The 14,652-nt window shown below is 60.0% G+C and carries 9 protein-coding genes and 4 tRNA genes; 1 reads left to right on the top strand and 12 read right to left on the bottom strand.

What is annotated here, in order from left to right; translation table 11 throughout:
* Nucleotides 1–3: 3 nt before the first annotated feature.
* Nucleotides 4–1,296 (bottom strand): efflux RND transporter periplasmic adaptor subunit, encoded by a 1,293-nt coding sequence (locus BPRO_RS10130; protein WP_011482964.1) that lies wholly within the window; start codon nucleotides 1,294–1,296, stop codon nucleotides 4–6.
* A 178-nt stretch (nucleotides 1,297–1,474) separates the two neighbouring features.
* Between BPRO_RS10130 and BPRO_RS10125 the strand changes: the two genes are divergently transcribed.
* Nucleotides 1,475–2,161 carry a TetR family transcriptional regulator gene (locus tag BPRO_RS10125; protein WP_011482963.1) on the top strand — a complete coding sequence of 229 codons (687 nt, stop codon included), beginning with the start codon at nucleotides 1,475–1,477 and terminating at the stop codon, nucleotides 2,159–2,161.
* Here BPRO_RS10125 and BPRO_RS10120 read toward each other — a convergent pair.
* From BPRO_RS10120 to BPRO_RS10070, 11 genes are all read right to left on the bottom strand, one after another.
* A complete protein-coding gene (locus BPRO_RS10120; protein ID WP_011482962.1) occupies nucleotides 2,158–2,793 on the bottom strand; it encodes a DUF6806 family protein in 636 nt (211 codons plus the stop codon). The two genes, BPRO_RS10125 and BPRO_RS10120, sit on opposite strands and share 4 nt — an antisense overlap.
* A 60-nt stretch (nucleotides 2,794–2,853) precedes the next feature.
* Nucleotides 2,854–2,946: transfer RNA gene (locus BPRO_RS10115), tRNA-Leu, on the bottom strand.
* Nucleotides 2,947–3,019: 73 nt separating this feature from the next.
* Nucleotides 3,020–3,093 (bottom strand) — tRNA-Cys (locus BPRO_RS10110).
* Between the two features lie 104 nt (nucleotides 3,094–3,197).
* A tRNA-Gly gene (locus BPRO_RS10105) sits at nucleotides 3,198–3,273 on the bottom strand.
* A 75-nt stretch (nucleotides 3,274–3,348) separates the two neighbouring features.
* A complete protein-coding gene (lon, locus tag BPRO_RS10100) occupies nucleotides 3,349–5,778 on the bottom strand; it encodes an endopeptidase La (protein ID WP_011482961.1) in 2,430 nt (809 codons plus the stop codon).
* Nucleotides 5,779–5,893: 115 nt separating this feature from the next.
* On the bottom strand, nucleotides 5,894–7,159 hold the full coding sequence (gene clpX / locus BPRO_RS10095; RefSeq protein ID WP_011482960.1) for an ATP-dependent Clp protease ATP-binding subunit ClpX: 1,266 nt from the start codon (nucleotides 7,157–7,159) through the stop codon (nucleotides 5,894–5,896).
* 134 nt (nucleotides 7,160–7,293) lie between these two features.
* Nucleotides 7,294–7,950: an ATP-dependent Clp endopeptidase proteolytic subunit ClpP gene (clpP, locus tag BPRO_RS10090; protein ID WP_011482959.1), complete on the bottom strand. Its 657-nt coding sequence runs from the start codon at nucleotides 7,948–7,950 to the stop codon at nucleotides 7,294–7,296.
* 103 nt (nucleotides 7,951–8,053) lie between these two features.
* Nucleotides 8,054–9,364 carry a trigger factor gene (gene tig / locus BPRO_RS10085; RefSeq protein WP_011482958.1) on the bottom strand — a complete coding sequence of 437 codons (1,311 nt, stop codon included), beginning with the start codon at nucleotides 9,362–9,364 and terminating at the stop codon, nucleotides 8,054–8,056.
* Between the two features lie 121 nt (nucleotides 9,365–9,485).
* Nucleotides 9,486–9,572, bottom strand: a tRNA-Leu gene (locus BPRO_RS10080).
* 118 nt (nucleotides 9,573–9,690) lie between these two features.
* Complete coding sequence (locus tag BPRO_RS10075; protein WP_011482957.1) at nucleotides 9,691–12,960, bottom strand: efflux RND transporter permease subunit; 3,270 nt, start codon at nucleotides 12,958–12,960, stop codon at nucleotides 9,691–9,693.
* Nucleotides 12,961–12,967: 7 nt separating this feature from the next.
* Nucleotides 12,968–14,140 (bottom strand): efflux RND transporter periplasmic adaptor subunit, encoded by a 1,173-nt coding sequence (locus tag BPRO_RS10070; protein WP_011482956.1) that lies wholly within the window; start codon nucleotides 14,138–14,140, stop codon nucleotides 12,968–12,970.
* Nucleotides 14,141–14,652: the final 512 nt, after the last annotated feature.

The following is a 14,652-nucleotide window of genomic DNA, read 5'->3' as shown; positions in this document are numbered from 1 at the left end:
TCCTTATTTCGTCGCGGCTGCGGATGCAGCCGATGCCGCCGGTTGGGCAGCGCCCGCCGACGATGCCGCAGCAGCCGGAGCAGAAGCCGCGCCAGCCGGATTGGCACCCGGCGGCTGCCACGGCACAGGCTTGACCAATGCGCCGGGCTGCAGTTTCTGGAAGCCATCCACCATGACCTGTTCACCTGTTTTCAGGCCGTCCAGCACCACCCATTGCGAGCCCTTCGAGGAGCCGATCTTGACAGTACGCGACGCGACCTTTCCGTCCGCACCGACCACCATGACCGTATCGCCCTGCGCCGTGCGCGTCACCGCCTGCTGGGGTAAGGTGATGGCGTTGGCGGCCTGGGCCTGCTCCAGGCGTACGCGCACATACAGGCCCGGCAGCAGCTGGCTGCCCGGATTGGGAACTTCAGCCCGCAGGGTGATCTGCCCCGTTGTGGCATCAACGGTCTGGTCGGAAAACAGCAGGCGGCCGGGACGTGGGTATTCGGTGCCATCTTCCAGCACAATGCGCACGCTGGCCGCATCTCCTCCGCTGGCGCGCTTGAACTGCCCGCTCTCCATGGCAGCGCGCAGCTTCATCACTTCGGATGCGGATTGCGTGAAGTTGACGTACATGGGATTGATCTGCTGGATGACCGCGAGTTGTGTGGCGTCGCCCTGGCCGACCAGCGCGCCTTCCGTCACCAGCGCACGACCTATGCGGCCCGAAATCGGCGCCGTCACCGCGGCATAACCCAGATTGATATTGGCCGTTTGCACGCTGGCCTTGCCCATGGCCACATCGGCTTCGGCTTGCCTCTGGGCTGCCACGGCGTTGGCATATTCCTGCTTGCTGATGGCATTGGCTTCGACCAGGGGCTTGTAGCGCTCGGCCAGTGCGGTGGCCTGCGCCAGATTGGCTTCAGCGCGCGCCTGGCTGGCTTTGGCACTGGCGGCGGCCGCTGCATAAGGCGCGGGGTCAATGCTGAACAGCGGCTGGCCAGCCTTCACGTCACTGCCCTCACGGAACAGCCGCTTTTGCAAAATGCCCGCCGCCCGCGCCCTCACCTGGGCGACCCGCGAGGCCTCAAGCCTTCCCGGCAGTTCAGTGACCAGCGCAACGTCACCCTGCGTCACAGTGACCACGCCGACCTGTGGGGGGGGTGGTGAGCCACCGCCCTGCGCGTTGCCACTTTTGCCGCAACCGGCCAGAAGCAATGAAACTGCGGCAATGAGCGCCAGCGGCCGAAGCCCCATGAAGTGGCGGGGGAAATAAGACTGGGAAGACTGGGCAACGCGGGACATAGGCATGCTGTTCCTCGGATTTTGGAGAAAGCGCGAAAGTGGCGCGGCATCGATGAAGCGCAAAGCATACGCAAGGCGAATTCACCGAAATTGGAAGAGTAAGGGTTTTTACGAGTGGTATAGTTTACATACATTTATGAATGTATATAAGTACCCCTGCAAATGACCGTCAGGAGACAACGAAGTGGCCCGTCGAACCAAAGAAGAGGCACTGGCGACCCGCAACAAGCTGCTTGATGCTGCCGAACACCTGTTTCAGGCACAGGGAGTCTCACGCACCAGCCTGCAGGACATTGCCCGGCGCGCCGGTGCCACGCGTGGAGCCATTTATTGGCATTTCAGGGACAAGGCCGACCTGTTCAACGCCATGATGGAGCGGGTGACGCTGCCCATGGAAAAGTCGTTCGGCCTCGAGGGGAACGGAGGGCAGGAATCCGCGGATAACTCAGGTGCCAGCGGCCTCGGCCGGATCCGCTCGGCCACTGTTAACGCGCTCAAGCAGATCGTGAACGACGCCCAGACCCGGCGCGTTTTCGAAGTGGCGACACAAAAAGTGGAGTATGTGGAAGAACTGCAGGCCGTTCGTCTCCGGCATCTGGCAGTGCGCAACGGGTTTTTACAATTTTTTGAAGAGAGTATTGACCTCGCCGCGCGCCGATGCGGCTTGAAACTGGCGGTGCCTGCCTCAGTGGCTGCACAGGGATTCCACGCCCTGATAGACGGCCTGATACAAAACTGGCTATTGGATCCGCAAGCGTTTGACCTTCTCGAGGTGGGTCAAGGCGTGATGAACGTCTACCTGGGAGGCCTTGGCTTCACCGAAGGGCCGCCCCCGGGCACCCCGGGAGAGACTGCGCCAACGCCTTCCTAATGCAGATGCCGGGGCTTGCGCCCGCCGCCACCGTGGCCCGACCCACCCTGCGGCCCCCCAAGCCCGCGCGGTGGCTTGCCGAGCTGCATGGAGTTGACCAGCGCATCGAAGCGCTGCTCGAATAATTTATCGACTGCCGACACGACCTCACCCAACTCCGAGGCGTCGAAATGCCGCTCCATCAGGCCAATCATGTCCTGCACCAGCAAATCGCGCTGCACCTGCATGATCGCCGCTGGCGTGGGGCCGACAAAGTACATGGCAAAGTCATCGCGCGCCTCTTCGTCCTCCGCGCCCTCTTCCTCGTCGAAGTCAGAGTCGTAAAAGGTTACTTCAATGGGCGCGCCCGTCTCGGCCAGATCATTGAGCCCCATGCACATCTCGTCGAGCGCCTGGCGAAAATCCTCATCACCGGGCACGGTCCAGCACATCTGGAGCAGGTGCTTTTGAACGTCGAACTGGATGCCCGGCTCCTCCTCGTAGGCGCTCGCAGCGCCCGCCGCCAGGGATTTTGAGCCGGCGTACTTCCACAGGGGCTTGAGAGCCTCCTGCAGTTGCTCAAAGGTGACGTTCGCGCGCAAAGGCACTTCGCCGTGAACGTGAATTTCAAAAGGAGTGTTGTAGCGGGCCATGGAATTAATCTTACCCAGTTTTCAGGGGCGCAACCGGCGCATCGGTGGTTGGCGTGATGTTGGTGCCTGAGACCGGAATCGAACCGGTACGCCCGCTATTCGCGAAGCGGCGGATTTTAAGTCCGCTGTGTCTACCTATTTCACCACTCAGGCCGAAACGTATCGTCGCAGTTCTGTATTGTCAAACAAAAAAGCCCCATGACGGGGCTCAATGTTGATGACTGGATGGAGGCGCGGGCCGGAGTCGAACCGACCTACTCGGATTTGCAATCCGGTACATAACCGCTTTGTTACCGCGCCGTGTTTCTATCTGATTCACTCAATCGCCAAAGCCCGGAAGCTTTACCGACTATCGAATGTCCCAAAGAAAAAGGACAGCATTTTAAAGTGCTGCCCTTTTGAATTGGAGCGGGAGAAGAGTCTCGAACTCTCGACCTCAACCTTGGCAAGGTTGCGCTCTACCAACTGAGCTACTCCCGCGATAACAGCCTCAAATTATAGCGTAACTTTTCAGGCTTTTCAACAAATCGAAAAAAAGTTTGCTTCTGTTTTGCTTCAATGCTTCACAGTGCCTGCAACTTCGACAGGTGTAGCGACAGCGGCCGCAGCGGCAACAGCGACTTCTTCATCACTCAACGGAACAGGATTGCGCTCCAGTGCGACCTGCAGCACCTGATCAATCCACTTCACCGGCACGATGTTCAGACCGCTCTTCACGTTGTCCGGAATTTCCTGCAGGTCCTTGGCATTTTCTTCCGGGATCAATACCGTCTTGATGCCACCGCGCAAAGCAGCCAGCAATTTTTCCTTCAAGCCACCAATGGCGGTCACTTCACCACGCAAAGTGATCTCACCCGTCATCGCAACATCGCCGCGCACCGGAATGCCGGTGAGGGCCGAGACAAAGGCCGTGGTCATGGCAGCGCCAGCGCTCGGCCCGTCCTTGGGCGTCGCACCATCCGGCACGTGAATATGGATGTCGCGCTTCTCGAACATCTCATCCTTGATGCCCAGCATTCTGGAGCGGCTGCGAACCACCGTACGCGCGGCCTCCACCGATTCCTTCATCACGTCGCCCAACAAGCCAGTACGCGTGATCACGCCTTTGCCCGGCATGATGGCCGCCTCAATCGTCAACAAATCGCCACCGACTTCCGTCCAGGCCAGGCCGACCACCTGGCCAACCTGATTCTGCTGTTCGGCACGGCCGTAGTCGAATTTGCGCACGCCCAGGAAGTCGTTCAGGTTGTCGGGCTCCACCACGACCTTGGCCATCATTTTCTTGAGCTGAATGCCCTTGACCACCTTGCGGCAGATTTTGGAGAGATCCCGCTCCAGCGAACGCACACCGGCCTCCCGTGTGTAGTAACGCACGATGTCGCGTATGGCCTGCTCCGTCACTTCCAGCTCGCCCTCCTTGACACCATTGTTCTTCAGCTGCTTGGGCAGCAGATAGCGCATCGCAATGCTGGTTTTCTCGTCTTCCGTGTAGCCTGCAAGCCGGATCACTTCCATGCGGTCCAGCAAGGCCGGAGGAATATTCATCGAGTTTGACGTTGCCACAAACATCACGTCGCTCAGGTCGAAATCGACCTCCACGTAATGGTCGCCGAAGGTGTGGTTCTGTTCAGGATCGAGCACTTCCAGCAAGGCGCTTGACGGATCCCCCCGAAAGTCGGTGCCCAGCTTGTCGATCTCATCCAGCAGGAACAGTGGGTTGCGGGTACCCGCCTTGGTCAGGCTTTGCAGCACCTTGCCGGGCAAGGCGCCAATGTAGGTACGGCGGTGCCCACGAATTTCCGCCTCATCACGCATGCCGCCCAGCGCCATGCGTACGTATTTGCGCCCCGTCGCTTTGGCGATGGACTGGCCCAACGAAGTCTTGCCCACACCAGGAGGGCCCACCAGGCAAAGAATCGGGGCCTTGAGCTTGTCAACCCGCTGTTGCACCGCGAGGTATTCCACAATGCGGTCCTTGACTTTTTCAAGGCCATAGTGGTCTTCATTGAGCACATTCTCGGCGTTGACCAGATCGTGCTTGATCTTGGTCTTTTTGCTCCACGGCAAACCGGTCAGTACATCGATGTAGGTACGCACCACAGTCGCTTCAGCCGACATCGGTGACATCAGCTTGAGTTTCTTGAGCTCGCTTTCGGCTTTTTTGCGTGCATCCTGCGGCATCTTGGCCGACTTGATCTTCTTCTCGATCTCTTCGATGTCAGCGCCTTCTTCGCCTTCACCCAGTTCCTTCTGGATGGCTTTCACCTGCTCATTGAGGTAGAAGTCCCGCTGGTTCTTTTCCATCTGGCGCTTGACACGGCCACGGATTTTTTTGTCCACATTGAGGATGTCCACTTCGCGCTCAAGCTGCTCGTAAAGATTTTCGAGCCGCAACTTGACGTTGTCGAGATCCAGAATGATCTGCTTGGCATCGAGTTTGAGCGGCAGGTGAGCCGCGATCGTATCGGCCAGCCGGCCCGCGTCATCGATGCTGGAAATCGAGGTGAGGATTTCCGGCGGAATTTTCTTGTTGAGTTTGACGTAATGATCAAACTGCTGCATCACGGCGCGGCGCAAGGCTTCAATCTCGCTGCCCTTGTCACCCACAACCACCACGGTGGGCTCAACAGGGGTGACATTGGCGGTGAAGTGCTGTTCGCCGTCCTCGATTTTATTGACCCTGGCGCGCTGCTGCCCTTCCACCAGGACCTTGACCGTACCGTCAGGCAGCTTGAGCAACTGCAGGATAGTGGCCACACAGCCCACCTCGAACATGTCCTCGACCGAGGGCTCGTCCTTGGCTGCGGCCTTTTGGGCCACCAGCATGATGCGGCGTTCGGCCTCCATGGCCGACTCAAGCGCCTTGATGCTCTTGGGCCGCCCCACAAACAGCGGAATGACCATGTGGGGAAAGACCACCACGTCCCGCAGAGGCAGCAGTGGCAAATCGATGGGGGTGGAAGGCAATGAAGTTTGTCCGGACATATAAAACCTTAAACGTAAGCCGTGGCGACCAGTTTCATGGCCAGGAGTAGCGTAGTCAACCCAGAAGTGGGGCGCAAGAATTGCTTTTCAAGCCTTGCGCCCGCCCCTTTCCGGATCAGGCTTTCTTGGCAGTTTCGCGGTACACGAGCAACGGTGCCTTGTTTTCCTCGATTGTCGACTCGTCCACCACAACCTTGTCGACATTACTGGCATTGGGCAAGTCAAACATGGTGTCAATCAGTGACTGCTCGAGGATGGAGCGCAGGCCCCGCGCTCCCGTCTTGCGGGCCAGGGCCTTGCGGGCAATGGCCTTGAGCGCGGAGGGCCGGATTTCCAGGTCCACCCCCTCCATGGAGAGCAGCTTGCTGAACTGCTTGACCACGGCATTTTTCGGCTCGGTCAGGATTTGCACGAGGGCATCTTCCGTGAGTTCCGCCAGCGTCGCAACAACCGGCATGCGGCCCACCAGTTCGGGAATCAGGCCGAACTTGATCAGGTCTTCCGGTTCGACTTCCTTGAACGACTCCGTCAGCGAACGGGTCTTTTTGCTTTTAACCAAGGCGCCAAAGCCAATACCCGAGGCCTCAGTACGGTTCTCAATGACTTTTTCCAGCCCGGAGAACGCACCCCCACAGATAAACAGGATATTGGTCGTGTCGACCTGCAGGAAATCCTGGTTGGGGTGCTTGCGCCCGCCCTGCGGTGGCACCGAAGCCATGGTGCCTTCAATCAGCTTGAGCAAAGCCTGTTGCACTCCCTCGCCCGATACGTCACGGGTGATGGAAGGATTGTCGGATTTGCGCGAGATCTTGTCGATCTCGTCGATGTAGACGATGCCCTGCTGGGCGCGCTCAACCTCGTAATTGCAGCTTTGCAGCAATTTCTGGATGATGTTTTCAACGTCTTCACCAACATAACCCGCTTCCGTCAGCGTGGTGGCATCGGCCATGACGAATGGAACGTTGAGCGTGCGTGCCAGCGTTTGGGCCAGCAGGGTCTTGCCGGAGCCCGTGGGGCCGATCAGCAAAATATTGCTTTTCGTCAGCTCCACATCGTCTTTTTTGGCTTTTTCCTTGTGGCGCAGGCGCTTGTAGTGGTTGTAGACAGCCACGGCCAGCGTGCGCTTGGCTGGTTCCTGGCCAATCACGTAGCCGTCCAGTGTCGCCTTGATTTCTGCCGGCGTCGGCAAATCGGTGCGCGTTTCGCGGACATCTTCGCCGGCGGGCAACTCGTCACGGATGATCTCGTTGCAAAGATCGATGCACTCGTCACAGATAAAGACCGAGGGACCGGCGATCAGTTTTTTAACTTCGTGCTGACTCTTGCCGCAGAAGGAGCAGTACAGAGTCTTTTCGCCGGAGGAGCCTTTTTTCTCGGCCATTGATGGGATGCCTTTAAAGATGGCTAGAAGAGCTAGGGGGTTAGAGGAAAGTGTTACCTAATGATAACCAATAAAAAAACGGCGTTTCAGTTACAGAAAACGCCGTTATTGCAGGGCAACCAGAAGCTTTTGACTCAGGGGCGCCTGGAGATCACCTGGTCAACCAGGCCATACTCCTTGGCGTCCTCGGCAAACAGGAAATAGTCGCGCTCGGTGTCGCGCTCAATTTTCTCGATCGGCTGGCCGGTGTTGGCCGCCAGGATGCGATTGAGCTGGTCGCGCGTTTTCAGAATGTCACGGGCGTGGATTTCAATGTCGGTCGCCTGGCCCTGCGCACCGCCCGAGGGCTGGTGGATCATCACACGCGAATTGGGCAGCGAAAAGCGCTTGCCCTTGGCACCTGCCGACAGCAAAAATGCGCCCATGCTGGCCGCCATGCCCACGCAGAGCGTCGAGACATCCGGTTTGATGAACTGCATGGTGTCGTAAATGGCCATGCCCGCCGTCACCGAACCCCCGGGGGAATTGATGTAGAAGGAAATATCCTTGTCAGGATTTTCGCTTTCCAGGAACAGCAGTTGCGCCACCACCAGGTTGGCGGTCTGGTCATTGACCGGGCCGACCAGGAAAATGACACGCTCCTTGAGCAGGCGCGAGTAAATATCGTACGAGCGCTCGCCCCGTCCGGACTGCTCGATCACCATGGGCACCATGCCCAGGCCTTGCGCATCCTGCGCGCCGGCTTGCGGACCGGCGTAGGCGCCGCCGTAAATGCTGTTTCGGACCATCATGTTTTCTCCAGAGATGTTTGTACTGTACCTAAAATAAATTGGGGCCTGTGCCCCCGACTTCAAGTCAGGCACAAGCCCCAGCTTCAGGAGAAATTTCGCCCTGTCAGTTCTGGCCCATCAGGTCGTCGAAAGAGATGGCCTTGTCGTTGACTTTGGCCTTACCCAGGACAAACTCCGTCACGTTGTTCTCGATGACAACCGCTTCCACTTCAGCCATGCGGCGGTTGTCGCCAAGGTACCAGCGCACCACGTCCTGGGGCTTTTCGTAGCTGGCAGCCAATTCCTCAATATGGGCCTTGAGCTGCTCGGGTTTGGCCTGCAGGCCGTTGGCACGAACCAGTTCGGCCACCACCAGGCCCAGGCGCACGCGCTTTTCAGCCTGGGGACGGAAGACGTCGTCAGGAATTGGTGCCTTGTCGGCGTCCTTGATGCCGCGCTGCTTCAGGTCGGCGCGCGCGCCTTCGATCATGCGGTCGACTTCGGCCTGAACGCTGGATTTTGGCAGCTCGAGTTCGGCATTGGCCACCAGCGCGTCCATCACGGCGTTTTTGTTGCGGGCCAGCAAGCGGAACTTGACTTCACGCTCGAGGTTTTTCTTGATGTCGGCGCGCAGGGCTTCCACGGTCCCATCCGCGATGCCCAGCGACTTGGCCAGTGCCTCGTTGACTTCGGGCAGGTGAGCTGCTTCGATTTTCTTGACCGTCACCAGAAAGTCCGCCTGCTTGCCGGCAACGTCCTTGCCGTGGTAGTCAGCCGGGAAGTTCAGCGGGAAAGTCTTGCTCTCGCCGCTTTTCATGCCGCGCACGGCATCTTCAAATTCCTTGAGCATCTGGCCTTCACCGACCAGGAACTGGAAATCTTCCGCCTTGCCCCCGGCAAAGGTTTCGCCGTCGATCTTGCCTTCGAAGTCGATGGTGGCGCGGTCGCCGTCCTGGGCCGGCGCATCGGCAGCGCGCTGCGCGAACGTGCGGCGCTGCTTGCGCAGGATGTCCACAGTCTTGTCGATGGCTGCATCGCTGACTTCAGCGCTGACCTTTTCGACTTCTGCCTGGGTCAGGTCGGCAATCTTGACGTCGGGATAGACCTCGAAGACGGCGTCAAAGACCAGCTCGCCTTCAGGGGCACCCTCTTTTTCGCTGATGCGGGGCTGGCCGGCAACACGCAGCTTGGCTTCGTTGGCTGCCACGGCAAAAGCCTCGCCCACCTTGTCGTTCATGACTTCATAGTGCACCGAGTAGCCGTAACGCTGGGCCACCACATTCATGGGCACCTTGCCGGGACGAAAGCCGTCCATCTTCACCGTGCGGGCCAAGCGCTTCAGGCGCGTATCGACTTCCGACTGAATGGTATTGAGGGGCAGCGTCAGCGTCATTTTGCGCTCAAGCTTTTCAAGGGTTTCAACAGTCACGGCCATGATGGTTTCCTAAGATCAAAAATATTCAAAACAGGGCTTGCACCTGACATGCTGCGGCAATGCCGCAAAGCCTGAAGGCCCGGAAGCAGCACTTCACCTGCTTCCCGTAAACCCTCAGAAATGGTGCGCGGGGGGGGACTCGAACCCCCACACTGTTGCCAGCGTCAGGACCTAAACCTGGTGCGTCTACCAATTTCGCCACCCGCGCGCCTGAAATAAAAACGGGAATCCGAAAAACCTCCGAATCCCCGCTTGAAATCGGTCAACTCTCTATTTTAGCCGTTATCGAAGCCCGATTTCACGGGCATTGAGCCGCTTAGTGCCATTCAGGAGACGGCCAGGGGTGTCTCCGGCTCGCGCTTGACACGAAACCACGCCGCATACATGGCCGGCAGTGCCAATAAAGTGAGCACCGTCGCCACCACCAACCCGCCCATGATGGCGACGGCCATCGGGCCCCAGAACACACTGCGCGACAGCGGAATCATGGCCAACACCGCAGCTGCGGCCGTCAGCACGATGGGCCGCAACCGGCGCACAGCTGACTCGACAATCGCATCCCAGGCGGGTACGCCCCGGGCACGATCCTGCTCGATCTGATCAATGAGGATCACGGAATTGCGCTGGATCATGCCCATGAGCGCGATCACGCCGAGCAAAGCCACAAATCCGAACGGTCGTCCCAATAAAATCAGCGCCCCGGCCACGCCCGCGATGCCAAGCGGGCCGGTCAAAAATACCAGCATGGCGCGGCTGAAGCTGTGCAATTGCAGCATCAGCAGCGTGAAGGTCAGGAACAGCATGACGGGAATGCCCGCAGCGATGGACGCCGAGCCCTTGCTGCTTTCTTCCACCGCGCCCGCCACCTCGATGCGGTAGCCTGTCATGCCGCTGCCGTGCCATTTGGTCTCCAGCGCCTTGAGCCTGGGCATCAGCTCCTGGGTCACCGTTGCGCCCTGAAGCCCTTCGACAATGTCACTTTGCACCGTGATGGCGTAATCGCGGTTTTCGCGCCACATCACCCCCGGCTCCCAGGTGAAGACCGGCTTGGCGATTTGCGTCAGCGGAATCGAACGCCCGGAAGCCGTGGGCAGGTAAGCATTGGCAATGTCGGTGATGGCGTTGCGCTCGTCCAGCGGCTGGCGCAGCACGATGTCGATCAGCTTGTCGCCTTCGCGGAACTGGCCCACCGGGGTGCCCGCCAGAATGGTCCGGGAGGCCTGGGCAATGGACTGGCTGCTCACACCCAGCGCGCGTGCTTTCGACTGGTCCACCTCCAGGCGCAACACCTTGACCGATTCGTTCCAGTTGTCATTGACGCCGCGCGTGTTCGCACTTTCCCGCATCACCGCCTTGACCTCGTCGGCGCGCTCGCGCAGGGCCAGCGGATCAATACCCACGACCCGGAACTGCACCGGGTAAGGCACCGGCGGTCCGTTGGGCAGCAACTTGACGCGGCCCCGCACCTCTGGGAACTCGGTCGCCAGCAGGGCCGGCAGCTTGATGCGCAGGGTCTCGCGCACCTTCAGGTCCTTGGCCAGCACGATCATCTGCGACACATTGGTCTGCGGAAAGACCTGGTCCAGCGGCAAATAAAAGCGCGGCACGCCCGAGCCCACCCAGGTGCTGACCGTAGTCACGCCCTCTTCCCGCATCAGGCGCCGCTCCACCCGTTTGGCGGTGGCCTCGTTGGCCGCAAACGATGTCCCCTCGGGAAACCAGATGTCCACCATGATCTCGGGACGGCTGGAGTCAGGGAAAAACTGCTGCTGCACCTTGCCCATGCCCACAATGCCCAGCGCAAACAGCAGCACCGTGGCGCCAATCGTGATCCAGCGATGCTGCACGCACCAGTTCACGGTTTTGCGGAAGGTGTTGTAGAAGGGGCTGTTGAACATCTCGTGCGGGCTGTCCAGGCCGGCAGCGACCTCCTTCACGTGCGGGGGCACCCTGAGCAGCAGCGTGCCCAGGTAAGGGACAAAGTACACCGACACAATCCAGCTGAGCACGAGCGCAATCACAGTCACCGCAAAAATCGCAAAGGTGTATTCACCCGTGGTCGACTTGGCCAGGCCAATGGGCAAAAACCCGACCGCGGTGATGAGCGTGCCCGTCAGCATGGGCATCGCGGTGATTTCATATGCAAAGGTGGCGGCGCGCACCTTGTCGTAGCCCTCCTCCATCTTGCGCACCATCATTTCCACCGCAATGATGGCGTCGTCCACCAGCAGGCCCAGCGCAATGATCAGGGATCCCAGCGATATCTTGTGCAGGCCGATACCGTAGTACCACATGGCCAGAAAGGTCATGCCCAGCACCAGCGGGATGGTGATGCCCACGACCAGTCCGGGCCGCATGTCGATGTAATAAAGCTTCCACAGCGGCAGCCGGCCGGGGCCTTCATGCTGGCGTTTGTGCAGGCCCAGGCTGATAAAGCTGACTGCCAGCACAATCACCACGGCCTCGATCAGCACCGCGACAAATTCGTTCACAGACCTCGACACGGCCTTGGGCTGATCCTGCACATGGACCAGCTTGACACCGGCCGGCAAGGTGCTGGTGATGCTTTCAGACAATTTCTCCAGCGACTTGCCCAGCCCGATGATGTCGCCACCCTTGACCATGGACACACCCAGCGCAATTACTTCCTTGCCCTGGTGGTGAACCTTGACAGTCGGGGGATCGACATAGCCTCGCCTGATTTCAGCGATGTCACCCAGACGCAGCTGGCTGCCTCCGGCACTGGTTCCCGCCCCGTAGCCTGCACCGCGAATTGGCATGGCGCGCAGCTGCTCCACCGCTTCGAACTGTCCGGCTACCCGTACCTGCACCACATCCAGCGGGGTCTGCACGGCACCCGCTGACTCGATCGCGTTTTGCTGGCCCAGCTGCGACAGCACCTGGTTGAAATCCAGTCCCAGCTGCGCCAGGCGTTTCTGGGAAATTTCAATGAAAACCTTTTCGTCCTGGACTCCGAACAGTTCAACCTTGCTGACATCCGGCACGCGCAACAGGCGCTGGCGCACATCGTCGGCAAAGGTCTTGAGCTCGGCATAGTTGAACCCATCGGATTCCAGCGCGTAAATCACGCCATAGACGTCACCAAAATCGTCATTGAAAAAAGGGCCCTGAATACCGCCTGGCAGGGTGCCACGCATGTCGCCGACCTTCTTGCGCACCGAATACCAGACGTTGGCCACGTCGCCGGGTTTGGAGGAATCCTTGATCTGGAAAATGATTTGCGACTCGCCCGGCTTCGAATAGCTGCGTATCTTGTCGGCGTAGGGCACTTCCTGCAGCGTGCGCTCTATCTTGTCGGTGACCTGCTCGGCGACCTGCTGCGCGGTGGCGCCGGGCCAGTAGGTACGAACCACCATGGCCCTGAAGGTGAATGGCGGATCTTCGTCCTGCCCGAGCTGGAAATAGGATGCAAAGCCCAGCGCCATCAGCACCACCAGCAGGTAGCGCGTCAGCGCCGCATGCTCCAGCGCCCAGCGGGACAGATTGAACCGGGGGGAAGGAAGAGCGCCGTTGCTGGTGTTGTTGCTGGAGTTGTTGCCGGCCTGGCTGCCGGTGCCGTTGTCTGCCTGCGTCATGCCGGCCTCACTTCGCGGCAGACGCGGATGCGCTGGAAGCCGCAGCAGCCGTTGCAGGACTCGCTATCGAATCAGGCGCTGATTGAGCAGGAGCGGCGGTCGATATGGCCACGCTGGGCTGGTAAATGGTCACTTTCTGCCCAGGCGACAGCACATGCACGCCGGCGCTGACGACCAGCATGCCCGGCTGCAGGCCCGACGCCACCACCACGTCGTTGCCATCGGCCGTGGCGACCTGGACCACCTGTGGCTTGACGGTCATGCTGGCCTTGTCGAGTACCCACACCGCCGTGGCATTGCCTTCCTGGCGCAAGGCCGTGGTCGGCAGCTTGATGACCGGCGTACCGGCAATGCCCCCCGCTTCAGGCACCACGGACACCGTGGCGCCCAGTACGGGCGGTTCCTTGGCATCAATAGAAACCTTGACAGGGTAGGTCCGCGTCACCGGATCGCTGCTCGCAGCCACTTCACGCACCTTGCCGGGTAAATCTGTGTGTTGCGCCCAAACGCGAATTTTGACGGGTGCACCGACCTTGATGCCGGCCACCCGGTCTTCGGGCACCGAGAACACCACGTCACGCACGCCGTCGGCCGCAATGCGCACCACCGGCACCCCGGCGGCTACCACCTGACCCGGCTCGGCCTCCACCGCGGTCACCACACCCGAGACGTCGGCCACCAGCGCGGCATAACCGGCCTGGTTGCTCTGCACGGCCAGCTGCGACTGGGCCTGCTCGAGTTGCGCCTGGGCCGCCTTGAAGGTCGTTTCGCGACGCTCCAGTTCCGCGCCACTGATGAAACTCTGGTCCTTCAGCTCTTTGTAGCGCTTGAAATCAGCCGCGGCGAGATCCCGGTTGGTCATCGCCGTTGCAACCTGGGCGCGGGCCGCGTCGACGGCCAGCTTGTAATCCTGCGGGTCCAGTTGGGCCAGCACCTGGCCGGCCTTGACGCGTTGGCCCAGCTCGGCCTGCCGCTTGATGATCTTGCCCCCGACCCTGAAACCCAGGCGGGACTCGACCCGGGCCCTGACTTCACCCGCATATTCATGACTGGAAGAAAACGCATCAGTCCCCACAGTCATCACCTTCACGGCGCGAACCGGCTCTTCAGGCGGAGCGGATGGGGTACAGGCGGCCAGCAAGGCAGCGATACTCACCAGCGAAAAGACGGTTTTTTTCATGGTCTGGTTCGGTAAAAATCGGGAGTGAAAAATCGGGCCAATCAGTTACTGACTGACCGGTTAGTAATCTAAAATAAATGGAGTGGCTTGTCAAGCACTCGGCAATGGCATAAATCACCCGAATTCCGGGAGAAATTTACCCTTGAGCGGGACAGCTGAGGACAGCCGGGGGACAGGTTGGGACAAGTGGGGATGGTCAGGCATGGCTGACGCCGCCGCCGGTGCAGCGACGATCGCAACCTCGAAGTTGCACGAATGGGGAAGCCCCCCTGCGCACCCGATCCTGGCTATGTTGACCGGGCACGGCGCAAGGCGCAAGGCGGCAGCAAAGTGCCGCCGATCTGAGTGGCCGCTTCAGCGCCAGGACGTCCTGGTCGTCGGTTGACCAGCATCCGGCCCCTGCACGCATTGATACGCCGGCAGCGCTGAGGGGGAGCGGATGGGCGGTCCGCACAGCGCTCCCGGCCTTGGGGCCTGGCGTTTTGGAGCCATCGCCACGGGACTCAACCCGG

The organism is Polaromonas sp. JS666 (assembly GCF_000013865.1).
GTDB lineage: Bacteria > Pseudomonadota > Gammaproteobacteria > Burkholderiales > Burkholderiaceae_C > Polaromonas.
The sequence above is the reverse complement of the archived record's forward strand: the minus strand, read 5'-3'. Positions and strand labels throughout refer to the sequence as shown.

Excerpts from the sequence above, each read along its gene's own strand:
- BPRO_RS10130 (WP_011482964.1), bottom strand. The coding sequence starts at position 1,296 with ATGCCTATGTCCCGCGTTGCCCAGTCTTCCCAGTCTTATTTCCCCCGC.
- BPRO_RS10120 (WP_011482962.1), bottom strand. The coding sequence starts at position 2,793 with ATGGCCCGCTACAACACTCCTTTTGAAATTCACGTTCACGGCGAAGTG.
- lon (WP_011482961.1), bottom strand. The coding sequence starts at position 5,778 with ATGTCCGGACAAACTTCATTGCCTTCCACCCCCATCGATTTGCCACTG.
- clpX (WP_011482960.1), bottom strand. The coding sequence starts at position 7,159 with ATGGCCGAGAAAAAAGGCTCCTCCGGCGAAAAGACTCTGTACTGCTCC.
- clpP (WP_011482959.1), bottom strand. The coding sequence starts at position 7,950 with ATGATGGTCCGAAACAGCATTTACGGCGGCGCCTACGCCGGTCCGCAA.
- tig (WP_011482958.1), bottom strand. The coding sequence starts at position 9,364 with ATGGCCGTGACTGTTGAAACCCTTGAAAAGCTTGAGCGCAAAATGACG.
- BPRO_RS10075 (WP_011482957.1), bottom strand. The coding sequence starts at position 12,960 with ATGACGCAGGCAGACAACGGCACCGGCAGCCAGGCCGGCAACAACTCC.
- BPRO_RS10070 (WP_011482956.1), bottom strand. The coding sequence starts at position 14,140 with ATGAAAAAAACCGTCTTTTCGCTGGTGAGTATCGCTGCCTTGCTGGCC.